The sequence below is a fragment of the Actinomadura xylanilytica genome (genome assembly GCF_030283145.1).
GTDB lineage: Bacteria > Actinomycetota > Actinomycetes > Streptosporangiales > Streptosporangiaceae > Spirillospora > Spirillospora xylanilytica.
The window spans coordinates 42,876-63,542 of the sequence record NZ_JASNWE010000004.1 but is presented as its reverse complement, the minus strand read 5'-3'; the positions used below and the strand labels follow the sequence as shown (position 1 = coordinate 63,542).

Sequence of the window (20,667 nt, the reverse complement as noted above, 5' to 3'; positions counted from 1 at the left end):
CAAGTGCGGGGTTCTCCCGGCCGGCCCACCTTCGCACCGGCGTTCGACCCGCCTTCACCTAGAGTTCGGCTCCCCGCGGCTTCACGCCGCCATCGGCCCGGCTGCGGCGTGCGGCCATCCGTCCGGTGTCGGGCCAGCGCACGTCGTGTGCCCAGCCCACGCGTTCGAACATCCGGATCAGCCGTGCGCTCGCGTCGAGTTGCCCCTTGCGGACCCCGTGGCGGGCGCAGGTGGGGTCGGCGTGGTGCCAGTTGTGCCAGCCCTCCCCGAACGTCAGCAAGGCCACCCACCACACGTCGGAGGAATGGTCCCGGGTGTCGAACGCCCGGTCACCGAACCGGTGCGCCACGGAGTTGACCGACCAGGTCACATGATGGACGACCGCGTAGCGGACCAGCCCGCCCCAGAACAGCGCCGACCACGCGCCCGCCCAGGACCCCGACCACAGCCCGCCGGCGGCGGCGGGCAGCAGGAACGAGGCGGCCATGGTGACCGGGTACAGCGCGTCCAGCCGCCGGGTGTCGGGGTCCGCCAGCAGGTCGGGGACCCAGTGCCGGCGATCGGAGCGGCGGCGGGCCGTGTAGAACCAGACCACGTGGGCGTGCAGAAGCCCGCGCAGCAGCGCCCGTCCGCCCTCGCCGTACGCCCAGGGGGAGTGCGGGTCACCGGGCCGGTCGGCGTACTTGTGATGCCTGCGGTGCTCGGCCACCCACAAGGTGACGGGACCCTGCAACGCCAGGCCACCGGCGACGGCGAGCGCGATCCGCAACGGGCGGCGGCACCTGAACGAGCGGTGGGTCAGCAGCCGGTGGTAGCCGACGCTGATGCCGAAGATGCTGACCACGTACATGGCAGCCGCGATCACCAGGTCGCGCGGACCGATGCCCCAGCCCCACAGCGCGACCACCGCCGCGGCAAGCGCCACCAGGGGAATCACGACCAGCACGATCAGGTAGGCGGTGCGGCGGCCGGTCGGCACGGCGACGGTGCCGGCCACCGGTGGTTCGGGTCGACCCGTGGGCGTGGACAAGCCGTCTCCTTCAGGTCCGGACGACGGACGCTGCCTGATTGAAGGACATGCGCCGCGCGCCTCGCTAGTCACCCGGCGGCCAGTGAAGTGTCCCCCGGTGTAGCTATCTCAATACTCTCTGCGGTCAGGCGCTTGTGGACCCGGCTATGGACGGTTAGCTTCCAGATACCTCGCGTCACGAACCGGTTTCTCCGGCGATGACGCATGCCCTTCTCCGAGTGAAATGGAGATACCGCGTTGGGCGATGCGCCGCAGCACCTCACAGCGGGCGGTTATCTGGATCGGTACGAGACGGCCGCCGAACGCGACCCCCTGCAAGGGCTGGGGCTGCTGGCCGGATGGCTGCGTGCCGAATGGCGTTCCCTCTTCGCCGAACTGCGGGCCCGCCGACCGATTCTCCGCACCCCCGCCTTCACCCTGGTGACCCGATTTCCGGACGTCGCCGAAGTGCTTCAGAACGGCGACGTCTTCACGGTGAGCGGATACGCCTCGCGGCTCGAGCCGGCCGTCGGCGGACCGGTCATGCTCACCCGTGACGGCACCTCGCTGAACTGGCGCGAGAAGGGGCTCATGCAGGTCATGCTGCCCCCCGAGGACGTGCCCCGGGTCCGCGCGCTGGTCGCCCGCACCGCCGACCGGGCGCTGGACGCGGCGGTGCCGAGAGGACGGATCGACGCGGTCGGTGAGCTGTTCCGGCCCGTCTGCACGACGGTGTGCGCGGAGTACTTCGGGCTCTCCGGTCCGGACCCCGGGACGCTGGCGCGCTGGTCCAGGGCGATCATGACCGATGCCACCGCCAACCTCGTCGACGACCCGGCGATCCACGCCGCGTCGCTGGCGGCCGGCCGGCAGATGATGGATCACCTGCGCGGCGAGCTGGACGGACGCCGCGCCGAGGGCACCGCGGCGCCGGGCGGGGACGTCTTCGCCCGGCTGCTGCGCACCGTCCTGCCCGACGAACTGGCCTGGGACGACGACCGCATCACGATCAACGTGGCGGGGCTGCTGCTGGGCTTCCTGGAGAACGGCGTCGGCTCGATGACCCACCTTGTGCGGCAGTTGCTGCTGCGCCCGGAGGTCCTCAGGACCGCCGTCCTGGCCGCGAGCGATCGGGACACGGCGGAGTTCGACCGCCATGTCTGGGAGGCGCTGCGGTTCGACCCCTTCCTGAAGGTGATCATCCGGGTCTGCGCGCGCGAGTACGTCCTGGCGGCCGGCACCCCGCGCGAGACCCTCGTGCCCGCCGGGACCCCCGTCCTGGCCGCCGTGGCCTCGGCCATGTTCGACGAGACCGCCGTGCCCGAGCCCGATCGGTTCCGCACCGACCGGCCGCCTCACCCGGGATGGCATTTCGGCCACGGCCCGCACGCGTGCGTGGGCGTGCATCCCGGCGCGGCGGTGATCTCCGAGGCGGTGCGTCGGCTGGTCCTGCGGCCCGGCCTGCGGCTGCTCGACCCGCCGGAAGGGGCGGTGGTGCGGGACCGGGACGTCTTCCCCGACCGGTTCTGGCTGGGGCTCGGCGACGGCGAGGGATGAGCATGCGCAACGAGCGGATCAAGGCACGCGGCATCGGCACCGACGGGGCGGCCAACCGGCTGCGCTACCTCGCCCTCACCCACGGCCGCCCGCTGTGGCGGCTGGCGGAGGCCACCCCGGGGCTGCGGCTGCGCCTCAACGCCGCGCTGGTCGACAGCGCGGTCCGCGAGATGCCCGGACGGCCGGAGCCGCTGAGCACCAGGTCCGGTTACACCTCGTGGGCGTCCCTGACCGACCGCACCTACATGGCCCGGCACCTTCCGCCGGTGCCCGGCCGCGACGAGGGACGGCCGCCGGTGGAGCGGGCCGCCGACCTGTTCGCCCGGGGCGAGGAGATGATCCCTTGTCCTCGATCGACGGTGCTCTTCGCCTACTTCGCCCAGTGGTTCACCGACGGATTCCTGCGCGGCGACACCCATGTCCCCCGAGACCCGCGCCGAACCAGTTCCAATCACGAGATCGACGTCAACCCCGTCTACGGGCTCACCGAGGAGCAGACCGACGCCGTCCGGGCCTTCGACGGCGGCCTGCTCAAGAGCCGGCTCGTCAACGGCGGGGAGTTCCCGCCCCACCTGTGCGAGAACGGGGAGATCAAACCGGAGTTCGCGGCGCTGAGCGTCGCCCTGTTCGACCGGCTCGACGGGCCGGCGCGGGACACCCTGTTCGCCACCGGAGGCGACCGGGGCAACGCGCAGGTCGGCTTCACCATGTTCACCGTGCTCTTCCTGCGCGAGCACAACCGCGTGGCGCGGGTGCTGGCGGACGCGTACCCGAAATGGGACGACGAGCGGCTGTTCCAGACGGCCCGCAACATCGTGCTCGCCATCGTCATCAAGCTGGTGGTCGAGGAGTACATCAACCACATCACCCCGTACCATTTCCGCTTCCTGCTCGATCCGGCGCTGAGCACCCGGCTGGCCGGCGCGCCCTGGCACCGGCAGAACTGGGCGTCCATCGAGTTCAACCTGGTCTACCGCTGGCACAGCCTGGTCCCGTCCGAACTGGTCGTCGGCGGCAGGGAGCTGCCGCTGGCGGCCACACTGTTCGGCAGTGCGCTGCTGCCCGAGGCGGGGCTCGGACGGCTGTTCGAGGACGCCTCAGAACAGCGGGCCGGGCGCATCGGGCTGTTCAACACCGACCCGGGCCTGCGGGAGGTGGACGTGGCGTCCATCGCCGGTTCGCGCGCGGTGGACCTGGCCCCCTACAACGACTACCGCGCGCACTGCCGCTTCCCGCGCGTCCGCCGCTTCGAGCAGATCTCCGGCGATCCGCGCGTCCACGAGGCCCTGCGCGGGCTGTACCGCGGCGTGGACGACGTCGACCTGTACGTGGGCCTGTTCGCCGAGGAGCCGGGGTCGGCCGATGCCATCCTCCCGCCACTGCTCACCAAGATCATCGCGATCGACGCGTTCTCGCAGGCGCTGACCAATCCGCTGCTGGCGCCACGGCTGTGCAACGCCGAGACGTTCTCTCCGGCCGGGATGCGGATCATCGGGACGACCCGCACGATCTCGGATGTGCTGCACCGCAACGTCCCGGAGGACCCGCAGCCTCGATTCGTCAGCATGACCTGGCGGGGTGCCCGATGACCGCCGATCAGGACCCCGAGCCGGCCGCCCGGGTGCTGCGCGAGGCCGCACGGGAACTGGCCGAGGTCGCCACCACGCTGCGCGAGGTCTCCCGGCATGCCACCGCCGCCGCCACGGACGGAGCCGTCCACGGCTCGTTGCGCCGGGCGCCGGCCGCCGGGGCGCGGGCGCAGCGGGCGGTGCTGCGCGCGGTCACCGACCGCCGCGGGCTGGGCTATTCCATGGCGGGCGGGCCGGTCGGCGCCCTCGGCTCCAAGCTCGGGGGCATGGCCCGGATGCGGAGCCTGGCCGTCCGGATGATGACGACTTCGCTGCGGCTGCGCATCGCCGCCGTCTGCCTGGACAACCCCGAACTGGTCACCGATCCGCTGCTGGCGCGGCTGCACGAAGCGGTGGCGGCCGAGCGTGAGATGGACGCGGTGCGGGCCCTGTGCACCCTGATCAGAAACCGCGGCACGGCCCGCACGCTCAGCGCGATCGCCCCCATCTTCGGCGAGTTCCTGGCGCTGCGCGCCCTGCTGGACCGCAATCCGCTCAACGATCGCACCGCCTGGCTCATCGCCAGCGGCGAGGCCGCCGCCAGCGCCGACCCCATCACCGGGCTGAGCAACCGGGCGATCGCCGCCCTGGACGTGGGCGAGGGCGCCGCCCGCCGCACCGCCTCCGATCCCGGTGAGGCCGCACGGCTCGGGGCACACGGATCGCTGCTCGACTTCCTCACCAACATCCGCGTCGTCGGTCCCACCGGCCGGGCCCTGGTGCAGACCGTGACCGGCCCGGACGGCACCCGGCGGCACGTCGTGCAGGTGCCGGGCATGCGGATCGGCCACCCCGACCTGGAATCGCCCGCCGACCTGCTCGGCGCGTTCAGCAGCACCCTGATGGACAGCGCCCCCTTCAGCCGCGCCCTGGCCAAGGCCATCGAGGACTACGGAGTCCCGCCCGGCGAGGACGTCGCCCTGATCGGCCACAGCGCCGGCGGCGGCGCGGTCATGAACCTGGCGCAGGACCCGCGGTTCTGCGCCCGCCACCCCGTCACCCACGTGGTGGCCATCGGGTCGCCGATCGATTTCAAGCGGCCCGTCTCCCCGCACACGTGGGTCGCCAGCATCACCAACCAGCACGATCTCATCCCCAGCCTTGACGGCCAGGGCGCCGGCTCCTGCTTCGACCTGCACCCGGACTGGTACGTGGTCGACTACACCGACCCCGCCCACGTCTTCCCCGCCTGCCACGGCATCGACCACTACACGGCCAACATCGTCGAAGACCTCCCAGAGGTCCGCGCCCGCCTGGAGGAGCAACTGAGGCCCTTCCAGGGCCCGGTCGTCCGGTCGCAGCTCTACCGGCTGTACGACCGCGAGCCCGGGGCCACGACGACCAGCGTGGTCACCACCACCGGCGGCACCGTCCGGCTGCCGCTCCGGTGCCTGGAGGGCAACGCGCTCACCGCCTACTTCACGGCCGATCCGGCCGCCGTCGCGAGGCTGCCCGGCGAGCATGGACGCGCGGTGCGGGTGGGTGGCCGCGCGCTCGTCGCACTCCACGCGTTCGAGAACCGGGGGACCCCTCTCGGCGACTACGGTGAGGCGCACCTCGGGGTCGTCGTCGCCGATCCGAACGGGTCGCGTCCGTCCCGGTTGTGGCGGGAACTGCTGCCGTCCGGCGAGCACCGCGGCCTGGGTACCTGCTTCCTGCGTTCGGTGCTCACCACCGACCGGGCCCACGCGGTGGCGGCCGAGGTCTGGGGGCATTCGGCCTCGGTGGGCAGGGTGCGCGTGGCGGGCGGCGACCGTCCCGTGTCCATGACGGTCGCCGACACCGACGGCACGGTACTGACGCTGGCCGGCTCCCTCGGCCGCAGGCTGCCGTTCGTGCACCGTGACCTCGTCGTCTACTCCTGGAGCGACGGAATCCCGCAGCGTTCGCACATCCAAGAACGCGGGCGTCGGTGGGTCCACCCGTCTCCCGGCATGCGGCTCACCATCGGCTCCTCCGGCCACCCCCTGGCCCGGTGGCTCGACGCGCTCGGCCTCGACGGCGCCCGCCCGGTGCTGTGCCTGGTCGCACCCGCCCGCAGCAGCCTGCGTTCGCCGGCCGTCCCCCTGCCCGCACACTGACCCACGGAGCCAGCCCATGCCCGGACGCACCGACGCCATCACCGCCCACGCCCGAGTCCTCGGCGCCGACGCCGAAGTGCTCGCCGAGTGCGCCGCACGGCTGCGCCGGCTCGCGGTCCGGCTCCGAGCACACGACGCCGCGCCACCCTGGCTGTACCGCACGCTGAACGACCACGTCACCGCCTGCGTGGTGGCCTCCGCCGACCTCGCCGACGCGTCCGGGCGACTGGACGAGTACGCCGGGACGGCGATCCACGACGGCACCACCCAGTGATCAAGGACAGAGCCACAGCGTCACCAGCGTCTACTGGCCCTCGCCGAGCACGAGACGGCACTGGGCGATCCCCAGGGCGGGGATCGCCCAGGCAGCCACGGCTTGGGGAAGTACGGGTCGTCGTGTCCCGGAGGTGCACCGGGCGGAATTCGACGAGCGTTGCCCCGCGTCTCTGAGCGGGCCCATGCCATGCTCGGTCCAACTTCTTCGTGGTGCTCAACCGGCACCCTGTCGCGGCGTTCGGTCAGGGCTTGAGGCCCCGGAGTAGGCTGCCGGCCCTGCCGTAGGCGATGGCGCCGGCGGTCCAGTTCGCGTCGATCGGCGTGATGCTGATCTTGTCGGCGGCGAGGGCGACGAGGTCGGCCCTGGGGCCCGGTTCGCGTGGGGCGTAGGAGATTCCGATCGCGTAGGTGCCGTCCCCCTTGTCGGTGTAGGACGGCACGAGGATCGGCTGCCGGTCCTGGTTCGTCAGCGCCCAGTCGGTGGCGGGGCGGTCGCCGTCCGGGCCGACGATCGGGTAGTTGACGTTAAGGCCGACGTCTTCGGGCAGCAGGGCGCCCCTGCCGGCCTTCGCGCGCAGGCTGGCGATGAGTTCCGCGAGGAATGCGGCGGTGTGGCGCTGCGCGTTGAGCGTCGCCTCCGGGGAGCCATCGGGCGAGAACTCGGTACTGACCGCGATGGCTGGAATGTCGTGGTCGAGAGCCGAGACGGCACCGCCGAGGGTGCCGGAATGGTTGGCGAGGGCGGCGATGTTCTGGCCGAAGTTCGTTCCGGAAACGACGAGGTCGGGCTTCTTGTCCTTGAAGACGTGGAACAGCCCGAACATGACCGAGTCGCCGGGCGTGCCCGTCACCGCCCACACGTCCTCGGAGACGTGCGACGCCTTGACGGTCCCGCCGAAGGCTTGTCCCGTACCGGTTCCGCTCTGGTTCTCGGTGGGCGCGACGATGGTGACGTCGTTACCGGCGGCTGTGAGCTTGTCGTAGACGGCCTTGATTCCTGGGGCGGTGTAGCCGTCGTCGTTGGTGAGCAGGATGCGCAGGGGTTCCGACTTGGCGGGAGCGGTGGCGGTGGCGGTGGCGGGCGGCGTGCCCACGAGCACCAGGCTCGCCAGGCCGAGTGCGGTCAGCGTCTTCTTCATCGTTGGCTCCGATCGTCTGATGGGAGTGTCAGGGGCTGTGCCGAACTCGGGAAAGCCCGGTTCTGTGAGGGATGGTGCGGCGTCCGGCTCGCCCCGGGGGGCTCAGATCCATCCATGGAGGGACGCCATGAAGGCGTCCAGATCGTCGCGGTGAATGCAGTGGCCGGTGCGGGGGACGACGCGTACCTCGAAGCCACGATGGCGCAGGGTGGCGGCGAGGCCGGGAGAGACCACGAAGCTAGGGTCGGCGGCCTGGACGAGGGAGGGGACGATCGGGTGTTCGGGAGCGCGGGGGCCGAGCTCGGGGAGCGCATCGATGACTCTCACGTCCCAGTCCGAGAAGTCGGCCTTCTCCGCGCCGATGTCCTCAAGGGCCCAGCGGGGGTTCATGGCGGCGATGTCCTCCCGCGTCATCGTCTTGGTCCGGCGGCCGAAGTCGCACAGGGGAGCCGTGTCGCCGATCGTCCAGGCCGGGTCGCTGTAGACGGCCTTGGCGGGGCGCAGCTCGGCGACGGTGAGCGAGAGCGACAGCGCGCCGAGGGAGTGGCCGATCGCCACGTCCGCTCCGGCGGGCAGCGACTCCACGAGGTCGCCGGCGAAGTCCTCGGCGGTGTAGGAGGCGGCATGCGGGCTCGCGCCGTGGCCGCGCAGGTCGGGCATGAGCACCCGGTAGCCGCGGGCGGCGAGGAGCGGCGCCACCCGTACCCATGTGCGCGCGGACGACATGACGCCGTGCACGAGGATCGCGGTGCGGTCACCGTCCCCGAGTTGGTGAACATTCAACTTCATGCGGGCGGGCCTCCGTAGGCGAATCACCGTCATCCGCTCGGTCTCGAAGGAAGGGGCGGCGGGCGACCACTCGGTCTCGCGGACGCCGATCGGACCGTCCGACATCACGATGGAGCGCAGTCCGGGTGCCGGCTCCGCCGGGAGCGTCGACATGTCCTGCCTCGCCAGAAGGTGGGCCTTGGCATCGAGGTCCAGATCCATCCTCGTGTCCCTTGTCGGCGGCACGTCGCGAATGTCGACACGGTACGATACCTACCGAGTGATCGGTAGGGTATGTGATTTCCTTGTTATAAAAACTCGGGCCTATCCTGAGCGTTATGCGCCGCAACCGCCGTGAGGAGATCCTGGTCGCCGCCCTGGAGGTCTTCGGTGAACGCGGCTACGCGGGTGCCTCGATCGCCGCCGTCGCCGAGCGCGTCGGCCTGTCCCAGCAGGGCGTCCTGCACTACTTCCCCAGCAAGAGCCGGTTGCTGGCCGAGGTCCTGCGAATGCGGGACGAGCGCAGCCTGGACGTGATCGCGCTCGGCGGTGCGGGCGGGAAGATCACTCTGGACACGTTGTCGGCGCTCATCGACTACAACCAAGAGCGGCGCGGGATCGTGCAGTCGTTCACCGTCCTGTCCGCGGAGAGCGTTCTGGACGACCATCCGGCGGCGGACTTCTTCCGGGACCGTTACGGCGCGTCCCGGGCGTGGATGGCCGAACTGATCCGCGCCGAGTGCGGTCCCGAGCTGCCCGGCGGTGTTACGCCCGAGCAGGCCGCGCCCCTGCTCCTGGCCGTCATGGACGGCCTCCAGCAACAGTGGCTGCTGTCTCCCGACGACATCGACATGCCGGGCCTCTTCCGCGCTTTCCTCGCGCTCCTTCGCGCGAACATCGCCGCCCCCGATTGACGGAGAAGGGAAGGTGAAAGGAGCGCTCCAACGGCGGTCGCGACAGGCTGCCCGGATCGCCGTCCGCCACGGGCCGCGGGTCTGAACTGCGAACGCTTTGCCCGTCGCCTCGATGCGGATGAAGTCGTAAACGCGGCGAACCGTCCCATGGGGTGCGCGACGGGTAGAGATGAGGACGATGGTGTCGGCGCTCGGGTGCGTGGCGTCGAGCCCAGGTCGTACCCTGGTCGGCGATGGGTACACGAGGTGTGGGGGGCGCGTATCAGGGTGCGCTCCGGGCGTTCCAGAACCCGATGCTCGATCTGCTCCACCGGACCTATGCGCCGTTCGTGGTGACCGTGCTGGCGATGATGTTCACCCCGGAGCGGCCGACGGTGGCGGTGGCGGACGCCCATGCGGAGATCGCCGACGCCCTCGACCAGTTGCGGGCCGCGGGCCACGGCTACGAGGGCGACCAGCCGCTGCCTTCGGGGAACGCCCGTGACCTGTGCAGGCAGTGGGTGCACGCGGGCTGGTTGGTGCGGCAGGTCTCCGACGACGTCGAGGTGTACCGGCTGTCCGCACATGGCGTCGGTGCGCTCGAGGTGGCCGGTCGGGTCGGCGGGGCGCGGACCAGGGTGTCGGAGTCCCGGGTCCGGACACTGTTGGAGGCGGTCGAGCGGCTCGCGCAGGACGCGGATCCGGACGTGATGGCCCGGATGGCGCGCCTCCAGACGGAGATCGATCAGCGTCGGCGAGAACTCGACCGGCTCGAACGGGGCGGCGTCGTTGACGCCGTCGACGACGACCAGTTGCTCGAGGCGGCGGAGAACGTGCTGCATCTGGCACGGGAGCTGCCCGCCGACTTCGCCCGCGTCGCCGAGTCGATCAAAGCCATGCAGCGGGACGTCGTCGCCGACCTGCGGCAGGACGTGCGGCCGACCGGGGAGGTGCTGCGCGAGTACCTGGAGCGCGGTCGGCAGATCATGGACGCGACGCCGGAGGGCCGCGCGTTCGCCGGGGCGCTGCGCCTGGTCGGTGACCCGGCACAGATCGACGATCTGTGGAATCTGCTGCGCACCGTGCTGCGGCACGGGTTCACCGACCTGATGCCGGAACCACAGCGGCGGGAGCTCGCCGAGATCGCGCGCCGGATCGAGCAGGGCGTCAAGGAGGTGCTGGCCGCGCAACGGCAGGCGTCACACGTCATCACCACGCAGGTGCGCAACCATGACCCGATGCGGGACCGCCAGGTGGACGAGCTGCTGCGGGACGTGATGTCCGGGTTTCACACATGGGTGCCCGGCTCGCGCCGCAACACGGTCGTCGCCCCGCTACGCCGCCTGCCGATGGCCGACGTCGGCCAGCTGCGGCAGACGATGAGCGACCTTCGGCCGCCCCAGCCGCCCACGCCGCTGCGGGAATGGGACGAGGCGGAGGACATGTCGGCCGCGGACACCCGGGCATGGGGAGGTCCGCAGTACGCCGAACTGCGCGCGCATCTGGCGGCGTTCACGGGCGACGCGGACGGCGTCGACGTCGCGGCGGCGTTCCGCGCGGCGGCCGAGCGGCTACGGCGGCCGGTGGATCTGCTCGGCCTGCTGGAGATCGCGCATGACTTCGGAATGACCGACACGGCTGAGGTCGCGGTGGTCGACGTGGTTCGGCCCGACCAGACGCGGCGACGGCTGGCGTTCGGCGGCGTGCTGGCGGCGAACCCGGCGTCGACGCGTGCCGCAGACGAGCGCCAGGGAGACGACGATGAGTGAACCGGACGGCGCGGACGACGGCTGGTCGACCGGCGCGGCGGCCGGCTTCATCGAGCCGGTCCCGATGGAGGACGACCCGACCGAACTGTTCGCCGGTGACAGGGGCACGCTGGACGTGGACGTGCGGCGGGTGCTGGTACGGCTGCTGCAACGCAGGTTCCTGGTGGCCGAGAAGAGCCCGGCGCAGTGGCGCACGCTGCTGGAGAACCAGCAGATCATCGAGTCGCGATTGCACGACCTGTTCGTCCGGCTCGTGGTTGATCACGACCGGGGCATCGCCTACAAGCAGCAGGTGCGCTCGGCGGAACTGGACGTCCCGATCCTGCTGAAGGACGACCCCTACAACCGGGCCGAGACCCTGGTGCTGGTCCACCTGCGGACCGTGTTCCAGCGGGAGCGCGGCACCGGCGAGACGTCCGCGCGGGTCGACATCGAAGAGCTGGAACAGACCGTGCTGACCTATTTCGATCCCGACGATCACAACCTTGCCCGCGGCCAGCGCGAGATCCGCAACGCGGTGCAGCGGCTGGTCACCGAGGGCCTGCTCGCGGAGGAGTCCGCGGGCCGGTACCGGATCACGCCGCTGGTCGAGGTCGTGCTGAGCACCGAGAAGCTCACCGAACTGAACCAGTGGCTGCGGGAACAGAACGAGGTCGCGCGATGAGCATGGTCGACACGCTGTTCGGGTTGATCCCGGCGGCATCGCGGGGGCAGCAGTGGGTGGCGCGGGACCTGCAGTTGGTCAACTGGGGCGGCTACGACGGGTATCACCGCGTCCGGTTCGCTCCCGGCGCGACCCTGTTCAGTGGCGGTTCCGGGTCGGGCAAGTCGACGCTGATGGACTCCTATATCGCGTTGCTGATGCCGCACACCACGCCGTTCAACGGGGCGTCCAACGGCGGGGTGGTCGGTCGGCCCCGGGGCAAGGACCAGCGCAACATCCTCTCCTACGCGCGCGGGAAGCTCGACGAGTCACGGGCGGGCGGTGAGACGAGGTCGCGGGTGCTGCGCGGGGACGGCCGCGACACCTGGTCGGCGATCGCGATGACGTGGGCCGACCGGAGCGGTGCGGTGTTCACCGCGCTCCGGGCCTGGTACGTGCCGGCGTCGGCGCGCGCCCTCGACGACGTCGTCCAGGTCCGCGCCACCAAGGACGACGCCTACGATCTGCGTGAGCTGGACGACCCCGCGGGCACCAGGTTCGCCCACACCGCGGTCACCGCGACGGGCGTGACCTGCTTCGGCACCGACCGGGACTTCACCGCCCGGCTGCACACCACACTGGGCATCGGCGCCGCCGGGGACGGGCACAAGGCGGTCGGGCTGCTCGGCAGGATCCAGGCCGGTCAGCAGATCACCACCGTCGACGCGCTGTACAAGACGATGGTCCTGGAGGAGCCGTCCACCCTGGTCACGGCGGACGAGGTGGTGCAGCAGTTCGACGAGCTGTCCGGCACCCGGGACCGGATGATCACCGCCCGCCGGCAGGTGCGGGCCCTGGCTCCGATCCGCGGCCACCGGGACACCATCGACCGCGCGGTGACACGGTTGCGGGTCATCGACGCTGTCGGATCGTTCACCGACCCGATGTCCCCCGCGGCGCTGTGGCGGCATGAACGTCGGCTCGACCTGTTGCGCGCGGCCGAGCGGGACCTGACCGGACGGCGCCGCCGGGCCGAGGAGGAGGTGAAGGAGACAGCCGCGCTGATCAAGGCGGCGGAGTCCCAGCGGGACGCGGTGCTCGACACCTTGCGCGCCTCCGGCGGCGACCGGCTGGACACCGCGCGCCGGGAGATCCGTGGAGCGGAACAGCGGCTGGCCGACGTCGAACGCGCACGGAAGCGGTTGGACCGCGTCCTGGGCACCGTCGGCGCCACCGTGTCGACCGGCCAGGACTTCGCCGCGTTGGTCGACACGGCGCACCGGGCGCTGGCCGACTCCGACGCCAGGAGGACCGCCCAGAACGAGTTCGCCGAGGCGACCACGGAAAGCAAGGCCGCCGGACGCGATCTGGCCGGGCTGCGCGCCGAGCACAGCGCGGTCAAGGCCCGCCGCGGCAACATCCCCACTGACCTGCACGCCGCCCGCGACCGACTGGCCGACGCCGCCGGGCTCACCCCGGACGACCTGCCGTTCGTCGGCGAACTGATCGAGGTGCGCACGGAGTTCGAGCCGTGGCGGGAGGCGTTCAACCTGGCGCTCGGCGGGTTCGCCACCCGGATGCTGATCGACATCGGCCGGCTGAACGCGTTCCGCGAGGCGATCAACGCGGTGCCCGTCGCCCGGCGCATCCAGTTCGAAGGCGTCCGCACCGGTATGCGCGACGAGGTCGGGCTGAACGACAAGACGCTCCCCGGCCGGCTCGACTACCGGCCGTCGCCGTTCACCGCCTGGCTCAAGAGCGAACTCGCCCGCGGGTTCGACTTCGTCTGCGTCGAGGCGCCCAGACTGCTGGTGCAGTACCCCAAGGCGCTCACGATCACCGGCCAGACGTCGCAGCGCGGCCGGGGCGCGCACGGCGGTCACGGCCGGGCCAACCTGCTGGGATTCACCAATGCCAGGCTGCTCGCCGACCTCGGCACCCGGATCGACGCCGCCCGGAAACGTCATGATGACGCCCTCGAGGAGGCGACGAAGGCGGAGCAGGCCCTCAACTTGTTCGAAGAGAGGCGCACCGCCTACCAGACCGTGACCGAACTGTCCTGGGACCAGGTGGACGTCGAGTCGGTCGCCGCCGAACGGGACCGCTGGGAGCGAGTCATCACCGAGGTCCGCGCGGGCAACCCGGAGATCGACCGGCTGCAGCGGGAGTCGGAGGAGCTCCGGCAACGGTTCGCCGGGCTGACCGAGCGCATCGGCGGACAGAAGAAGGAGGTTGAGCGGCTCGGCAGCTCATGGGAATCGATCGTCGACGGGGTGGACGGCGCTCAGCGGGCACTCGACACCGCCGCGGCGACCGGCACCGAGGTGAGCCGCGAACACCGGGAGTACCTCGCGGAGCTGTTCGACGATGCTCAGGACGGCGCCGACCCCGCGACGGCGCTGGGGGAGTTCGACGCCGCGCACCGGCGCGGCGTCGAACGGATGCACGACGACCGAAAGTCGGCGGAGGAGTCGATCAGCCGGTCGCGGAAGGCGCTGCACGAGACGTTCTCGACGTTCGTCGAGCGCTGGCCGAACCCGAACCTCGGCACCGAACCGGACGCTTCCTACCGCGACTTCGACCGCCTGCTCACCGACCTGGAGACCAGCGGCCTGCACGAGCTGGAGAACGAGTGGCGCGACAGCCTGCTCAAACTCTCCGGCAACGACCTGACCAGTCTGGACAGCGAGCTCGCCGCCGCCGTCCGGGAGATTCGCGACCGGATCGACCCGGTCAACCGCATCCTCGCCGAACTGCCGTTCGCCGACGACGGCCACCGGCTGCGCATCGACCCGCAGGAGAGCCACTCCGCGGTGCGCGGCAGGTTCCGCAAGGAGCTGCGCGACGTCCGTGCCGTCATCGACAAGGCGGCCTCGGACGCCGACCGGGAACGCGCCTACCTCCGGATGGTCAAGGTGATTGACCGAATCCGCCGCACCGCGCCTGATTTCGCCGACCTGATCGACGTGCGCAACCATGTCCGGATCAGCGCGGAGAAGCGCGACCTCGCCGGCGAGCATGTCGCGGTCTACGACCACATCGGGGAGAAGTCCGGCGGTGAGTCCCAGGAACTGGTCGCGTTCATCGTCGGCGCCGCGCTGCGCTACCAGCTGGGCGACGCGGGCGCCGAACGCCCCCGCTACGCCCCCGTCTTCCTCGACGAGGCGCTGATCAAGGCGGACGCGCACTTCACCGGCCGGGCCATCGGGGCATGGCGCGGGCTGGGCTTCCAACTCGTCATCGGCGCCCCCAACGACAAGCACAGCGCGATCGAACCCCACGTGGACGCGGAATACCTGATCCTCAAGAACACCGAGGGACGGTCATGGGCGAAAGCCATCGTCGCGGTTCCCGACGCATGACCCCCCGACTGATCAGCCCGGCCGACGCGGTCGAGTCGCTCCGCCGCATGGTCCACCGGAAGTGGGCGGCAGCCGTGTGCGCCGACCTCGGCGTCGGCGACCCGGTCACGTTCTCCGTCCCGCTCCGCCCCGGCGTGTCGACCGGTAGCGCGGTGGCGCGGATCGGGCCCGCCCCCTGGCATGAGTGGTACATGCGCTGGCGTGAGTTCGCCGACCGGCACCCCGCGGGCGTGGTGATCGTCCGCAAGCCGATGTCCGTCCAGGGCGTGACGAACGACTACCCCACCACGCTCGTCGCGGACCTGGACGCCGCCGTCGCCCTGGTCTCCGGAACCGAACCGCCGACCGTGGACGTCGCCCGCGCCCGCGCGCGCGCGTCGTCGCTGCGGTCCATCGGCGCGGTCCTCACCCCGGCCACCGTCCGGGCCGCCTACCAGCTCGGAGCCGACGACACCGAGGTACTGCTCAGCGCGGTGACCTGGCTGCGTCGGCACCCGGACGCGGGCGCATGGACCGCGCGTCAACTCCCGGTCCCCGGCATGCACACCAAGTGGCTCGACACCCATGGCGCGTTGCTGCGCGACGTCGCCGGACGCGATGTCCGGGACGAGGTCCGGTCCCGGCCGGCCGTGCTGCACCTGACCTACGTCGACCCCGACCACGCCGCGTCGGGCCGCCGCAGGCATGACGCCTGGACCACCGGCGACACGCACGACATCGCCTACCAGCCGCGGATCGTTCTCGTCGTCGAGAACCGCGACTCCCGGCTCTGGTTCCCACCGGTGCGGGACACGATCGTGGTCGAGGGCGGCGGCAAGGCGGCCGCGGCCCTGCTCGCGAACGTGCCCTGGATCCACGCTGCGGACCACGTCGTCTACTGGGGAGACATCGACGCGGACGGATACGCGATCCTCGACCGGTTCCGCGCCGCGCTGGCCGAGCCCGCACCGGACGAGGCGCCACCGAAACCGGTCGCCTCGATCCTGATGGACGCCGGCGACCTGCACCGCTACGCCCAGCACGGGGTGAACCATGACAAGGCGGGTCGCCCCATCAAGTCCTCCTCGGTGACCCTGTCGCACCTCACCGAAGCTGAGGCGACCGCCTACGACACCATCGCAACCGCCGGCCCCACCCCGTTCCGCCGGATCGAACAGGAGGCCATTCCCCTCGCCCACGCCGCAACCCGGCTGCTGGACGTCTCCATGAGATTTCCTCGCATGACCCCAGCTCAGACCACATAACTCAATGATCGAGCAGCACACGGTCGACGAGTATGAGGCTGGGTGCCGTCACTGCGATGAGTCTGCCGGCGCCCGCAGGTCTACCTCCCGACTGAGACGACCGACTCATCGGGAGTAAGACATGGGCCTCATCCACATCGAGCTCTTCGCAACCCTCGATCTCGTCGGGCAGGCGCCCGGCGGCCCCGACGAGGACCCGGTGGGGTTCCCGTTCGGCGGCTGGCAGGCGCCGCTGCTGGACGAGGTCGCCGGGGCGCAGATCGGTGCCGCGTACGAGGGTACGGACGCCCTCCTGCTCGGCCGGCGGACGTATGACATCTTCGCCGCCTACTGGCCGTCCCAGGAGGGCGGCGAGGACAACGAGATCGCCACGCTCTTCAACAGCGTCCCGAAGTACGTGGCCTCCCGCGGCAGGCCCGACCTGTCGTGGTCCGGGTCCACACAGCTCGGCCCGGACCTGGCCGGCGCGGTCCGCGAGATCCGTGACCGGCACGAGCACGTGAAGGTCGTCGGGAGCCTGAACTTGGTGCAGACCCTCATGCGCGAGAAGCTCTTCGACCGTCTCGACCTCTGGGTGCACCCGGTCGTGCTCGGTGTCGGGAAGAAGGTGTTCGACGGTGGCGCGGTGCCCACGAACGTCACACTCCTCGAATCGCCGGTAGCCGGTCCGAAGGGCACCGTGTACCTGCGCTATGGGCTTGCCGATGGCACGCCCAGGACGGGGGACATGAGCGCACCCGATCGCGGCGCCGGGCGCGACGACTGAAGCCGCCCCGTGCCAGGTTCGGGAAGAAAACTTGATCATGCGGTCACTCGATCACTGCGCGACGACTTCTGTCCAATATTGATATCACTCACTGAATGATGTCGGAACGCATATCATTGCAGCTCAACTAAGTGATCTGATGGGTGTACCGCTCGGAAATCCCCTTCGTGCTGTGAGCTGGTCTTTGTGCTGCGGGGATCTTCCCGGTCACTCCGGCGAGGATCCTGCGCCGGCACCGTGACCTCGTCGCCCGTAGTGGAACGACCGCGATCCGGTCTTCATCGCCGCGTTCGATGGGGTCTTCAAAGCTTTAGGGCTCCTGGTGTCGGGAGAGTGACTGGACCACTGCAGGGTCACTGGTCACACAAGCCCGAAACCAACGTCCCCCGGACACCAAAGCTCTGCCCCGTCCAGGGGCCATATGAACTCAACGACCTGCGATCCATCCGGCGAAGGCCTGTCGTCACGGGCGTGATCAACGAATACCATCACGCTGCATTACCACAGTTCAGGTCACGTAACTCATTAATCGAGAGGCGCACCATCGAGCGCGCCTCGAAAATCCTCGCTGTCCGAATCGATCACGGCGGTAAAATCCCATTAGATCTCGGTTGTGATCGTCCTATAAAGCATGTCGGAATGGTCGCCGTAGGATGAGTTTTCGTCGCATGATCAGCCGCTGTGTTGTTGTGACTGGCCTTGCGCTTGGCGACGACCATTTTCGTTCGGAGGAGATCGGTCACCCCGTTCGAAGGCAAATAGCGGATTAATCGATGTAGGCCACGACGTCCGGAGCGGGCATATGGTTCTGGCGTGTCCGGTTATGGTCAGACGGTCGTGATTCCGTTCACAGGCCCTGCGGTCGCGCTTCGCGTTCGGTGATACTTGCCTAGAGCGTCGTCGGTGGCGCCGCGGTTCGACGACGCCCTCGGGTGCCGCGGCGCTCGGGGAAACGTTCGTCATTGATTGCTCGGGGGCTCGATGATGACTGACGCGCGGCCGACGCCGCGGCATGCCCTGACCGCTGCGGAGCTGGTCGGCGCGGCCTGCCGGCTGAAGGCGTGGTCCGGACTCTCCTACCGTGAGCTGGCCCGCCGCGCTGCGCGGCGCGGAGACCACCTGCCGCCCAGCACACTGGCCACGGCCCTGCGGCGCGGTTCGCTTCCGGCTGAGCCGTTGCTGGCGGCGTTCGTTCGGGCCTGCGGAGGCGACGACGCGACCGTGGAGGTGTGGATCGCGGCGCGGCGGCGGATCGCCATGGGCGGCGCGACCGGCCAGGCGACCGCTTCACCAGCTGCTGCGGGGGACCTGCCGCCGGACCTGCGGAGGGACGCGGTCGCCGGTACGGGCGGGCCCGGGCCCGGGGCACGGAAGGGGCGTGAGCGGCGGCTGCTCGCGCGAGCGGTCGCGGCGGGGGTGGCCGTCCTGGCGTGCACTGCCGGGAGCATTCCGACGATCAGGGCGGAGACGGCGCGGCCGGAACGTCCGCGCGCGATCACGAGCGGCGGCGTCGGCGCGGGCTGGTACCGGATCCACACCGGGCCGTCCGGAGGGTGCGTCGGACTACGGGACGGCGGGGAGCGGCGGGTCCACCTCATCCAGGAGGACTGCCGCGCCGTTCCGGAGCAGCGCTTCTATTTCGAACGGTTCGACGGCTTCTACCGGATCCAGGCGGCTCGCTCGAAAGCGGACGCCGAATGCATGACCGTCGACCCCACCGCGTCCGGGAGCGTTCTCCGCATGAGCGCGTGCGAGCCGTTCGAACGCGCGCAGCGGATGTTCGTCGCGCCCATGCCGGGGGAACGGCATAGCTGGCTGCCCGCCCGGCTCGTCCTGCGCCCGGCCGCCGATCCGGGCAGCCGGGCGCTGCTCGGCGCGAAGCGGCCCGACGGGTGGGCGCGGGCCGCGAAACGTCCGGCCGACTTCACGTTCTATCTGACTGCGGAGGAATGACACGTGGACCGAGACTCCGTGCCGCCCGGTCCGCCCCGCCCGCTGACCGACACCTCGCGGGCGGTCTGGCTCGAACGGGAGGTGACCGGAGACGCGTCGGTGGTCGCGGCCCTGCTGCCCGCCTGCTTCGAGGCGTACGCGCGCGTGCTGCATCCGGCCGAGGACGCGGACGGCGGACCTGTGCGGTGGGACGCCGCGGCGTCCTGGGCCGGGGGCGCGATCCATCCGCGCGTCCAGTTCCGCGCGCTGGCGGCCCTGCGGCGCGGGACGCCGGACGACCCCGCTCCCTGGGACGAGCCGCCCGCCCGGGGAACCCTGGCGGCGCCTCAGCTCAGAGCGCTGTGCGCGGTGCTCGCCCGGCACACCGGCCGGGCGGACGACTGCCTGTTCTGCATCTGGGAGGGCTGGGGCTGGCTCGGCGGCTCGCCCGCCACCGGCGTTCTCCGGGCCGAGTCGGCGGAGCCCGGCGGCCCTCCGCCGTCCCGTGACCCGGCGCCGCCGCCGCTCCCGGCGCCGCCGCGCGAGCTGCTGGACGGCCCGCGGGTGCGCCTCCCCTGGCGCGACCACCTGCTGCTGGCCGGACCGCTGGCGGCGGCGTCGGAGATCGGAGACCGGGGGCCCGGATACTTCTTCCAGCAGTCCCCGAACGTATTCTGGCCCGCCGACCGGGCGTGGTGCGCGGCGACCGACATCGAACTGGACTCGACGTACGTGGGCGGTTCCGCCGCGCTGGTCGCCGAGCTGCTGGACGATCCGCGCCTGGAGACCGTCCGGGCGAGCCCGCGCGATCCGCTCGGCGAGCACGGCGACGACGTCAACGGCGGCTGAACGGCGACCGGACGCCCGCCGCCCCGCCCCGCCCGGACGCGGTACGCCGAGGCGGAACGGGGCGGCGGGAAGCTCAGGCCGCGAACGCTACTTGGCGCACTTGTAGATGGTGACGGCCTTGCTCGTGACTGTCGAGGAGCCCGTCGGCGGCTTGTAGCCGGGCGGGAACACGACCCGCACCCACGCGCGGCCCTGGTACCGCTGCTTCTTCACGCAGCGGCGCGCGGCGCTGTGCGAGATCGTGTTCTTGCCGGTGTTGCTCTTCCAGCCGGTGGTCTTGTAGGGCTTGCCGTTCTTGTAGAGCCGCATCTTGATCCGCAGCGAGGCGACCTTCTTGGTGCATTTCGTGTCCGCCGTGACATTGACGCGGTGCTTGTCCTTGGCGTGCGCGTGGTGGGAGTAGTGCGGGTCGTGGATCCGCACCTTGCAGGTGATGACGGCGGCGGCGGCCGCGTTGACGCCGCTTCGGGTGGCGGTCAGGGTGGTCCCGCCGTCGGTCGGGGCGGCCGGGGCGGCGGACGCGACGGGGGCGGCGCCGAGCGCCAGGGCCCCCGCGACGGCGGCACCGGCGGCGAGCAGCGAGCCGCGGCGAATGGTCTTGGTTGCCAAGTCTCCTCCAGTGAAGGTGGTCGACAGGCCGCCGGCCCGAGGACGATCGAGGACGGTCGGGGGCCGGCGGGACATGGTGCGACACTCGCCGGAAGGCGCGGATCCGGGCAAGAGAACGGCCCGTACGGGTCCGTGCGAACTT

General features: G+C 70.9%; 16 protein-coding genes. 12 read left to right on the top strand and 4 right to left on the bottom strand.

The genetic code is table 11. The annotated features are described in order from the left end of the window. Positions 1-58: 58 nt before the first annotated feature. Positions 59-1,030 carry an acyl-CoA desaturase gene (locus QP090_RS24070; RefSeq protein WP_285941502.1) on the bottom strand — a complete coding sequence of 324 codons (972 nt, stop codon included), beginning with the start codon at positions 1,028-1,030 and terminating at the stop codon, positions 59-61. A 237-nt stretch (positions 1,031-1,267) separates the two neighbouring features. Between QP090_RS24070 and QP090_RS24065 the strand changes: the two genes are divergently transcribed. Genes QP090_RS24065 through QP090_RS24050 form a run of 4 tightly spaced genes read left to right on the top strand, consistent with a single transcriptional unit; the run spans position 1,268 to position 6,549 of the window. Continuing rightward, positions 1,268-2,566 carry a cytochrome P450 family protein gene (locus tag QP090_RS24065; protein WP_285941500.1) on the top strand — a complete coding sequence of 433 codons (1,299 nt, stop codon included), beginning with the start codon at positions 1,268-1,270 and terminating at the stop codon, positions 2,564-2,566. Positions 2,567-2,568: 2 nt separating this feature from the next. Beyond that, positions 2,569-4,155: a peroxidase family protein gene (locus QP090_RS24060; protein ID WP_285941498.1), complete on the top strand. Its 1,587-nt coding sequence runs from the start codon at positions 2,569-2,571 to the stop codon at positions 4,153-4,155. Then, positions 4,152-6,275, top strand: a complete 2,124-nt coding sequence (locus QP090_RS24055; protein WP_285941496.1) for a hypothetical protein — start codon at positions 4,152-4,154, stop codon at positions 6,273-6,275. Before QP090_RS24060 ends, QP090_RS24055 begins: the two co-directional genes overlap by 4 nt. Before the next feature lie 16 nt (positions 6,276-6,291). Then, positions 6,292-6,549, top strand: a complete 258-nt coding sequence (locus QP090_RS24050; protein ID WP_285941494.1) for a hypothetical protein — start codon at positions 6,292-6,294, stop codon at positions 6,547-6,549. A gap of 244 nt (positions 6,550-6,793) precedes the next feature. On the opposite strand, the gene surE is transcribed toward QP090_RS24050, so the two are convergent. Both surE and QP090_RS24040 read right to left on the bottom strand, forming a co-directional pair. Then, entirely contained in the window at positions 6,794-7,690 is an 897-nt protein-coding gene (gene surE, locus QP090_RS24045; RefSeq protein ID WP_285941492.1) for a 5'/3'-nucleotidase SurE, read from the bottom strand. A 102-nt stretch (positions 7,691-7,792) separates the two neighbouring features. Next, positions 7,793-8,680, bottom strand: a complete 888-nt coding sequence (locus tag QP090_RS24040) for an alpha/beta fold hydrolase (RefSeq protein WP_285941490.1) — start codon at positions 8,678-8,680, stop codon at positions 7,793-7,795. Between the two features lie 116 nt (positions 8,681-8,796). Between QP090_RS24040 and QP090_RS24035 the strand changes: the two genes are divergently transcribed. From QP090_RS24035 to QP090_RS24000, 8 genes are all read left to right on the top strand, one after another. Then, positions 8,797-9,372 (top strand): TetR/AcrR family transcriptional regulator, encoded by a 576-nt coding sequence (locus tag QP090_RS24035; protein WP_285941488.1) that lies wholly within the window; start codon positions 8,797-8,799, stop codon positions 9,370-9,372. Between the two features lie 233 nt (positions 9,373-9,605). After that, positions 9,606-11,120 carry a DUF3375 domain-containing protein gene (locus QP090_RS24030; RefSeq protein WP_285941487.1) on the top strand — a complete coding sequence of 505 codons (1,515 nt, stop codon included), beginning with the start codon at positions 9,606-9,608 and terminating at the stop codon, positions 11,118-11,120. After that, positions 11,113-11,784, top strand: coding sequence for a DUF4194 domain-containing protein (locus QP090_RS24025; protein ID WP_285941485.1), 672 nt, complete (start codon positions 11,113-11,115; stop codon positions 11,782-11,784). The genes QP090_RS24030 and QP090_RS24025 overlap by 8 nt, the downstream gene beginning before the upstream one ends. Beyond that, on the top strand, positions 11,781-15,125 hold the full coding sequence (locus QP090_RS24020; protein WP_285941484.1) for an ATP-binding protein: 3,345 nt from the start codon (positions 11,781-11,783) through the stop codon (positions 15,123-15,125). The genes QP090_RS24025 and QP090_RS24020 overlap by 4 nt, the downstream gene beginning before the upstream one ends. Then, positions 15,122-16,369: a Wadjet anti-phage system protein JetD domain-containing protein gene (locus QP090_RS24015; RefSeq protein WP_285941482.1), complete on the top strand. Its 1,248-nt coding sequence runs from the start codon at positions 15,122-15,124 to the stop codon at positions 16,367-16,369. The genes QP090_RS24020 and QP090_RS24015 overlap by 4 nt, the downstream gene beginning before the upstream one ends. Positions 16,370-16,490: 121 nt before the next feature. After that, positions 16,491-17,135, top strand: coding sequence for a dihydrofolate reductase family protein (locus tag QP090_RS24010; protein ID WP_285941481.1), 645 nt, complete (start codon positions 16,491-16,493; stop codon positions 17,133-17,135). A gap of 981 nt (positions 17,136-18,116) precedes the next feature. Then, positions 18,117-19,088 carry an RICIN domain-containing protein gene (locus QP090_RS24005; protein ID WP_285941479.1) on the top strand — a complete coding sequence of 324 codons (972 nt, stop codon included), beginning with the start codon at positions 18,117-18,119 and terminating at the stop codon, positions 19,086-19,088. A gap of 3 nt (positions 19,089-19,091) precedes the next feature. Beyond that, positions 19,092-19,916, top strand: coding sequence for a hypothetical protein (locus QP090_RS24000; RefSeq protein ID WP_285941477.1), 825 nt, complete (start codon positions 19,092-19,094; stop codon positions 19,914-19,916). 87 nt (positions 19,917-20,003) lie between these two features. Here QP090_RS24000 and QP090_RS23995 read toward each other — a convergent pair whose 3' ends face one another. After that, a complete protein-coding gene (locus QP090_RS23995) occupies positions 20,004-20,525 on the bottom strand; it encodes a hypothetical protein (RefSeq protein ID WP_285941476.1) in 522 nt (173 codons plus the stop codon). Positions 20,526-20,667 lie beyond the last annotated feature (142 nt).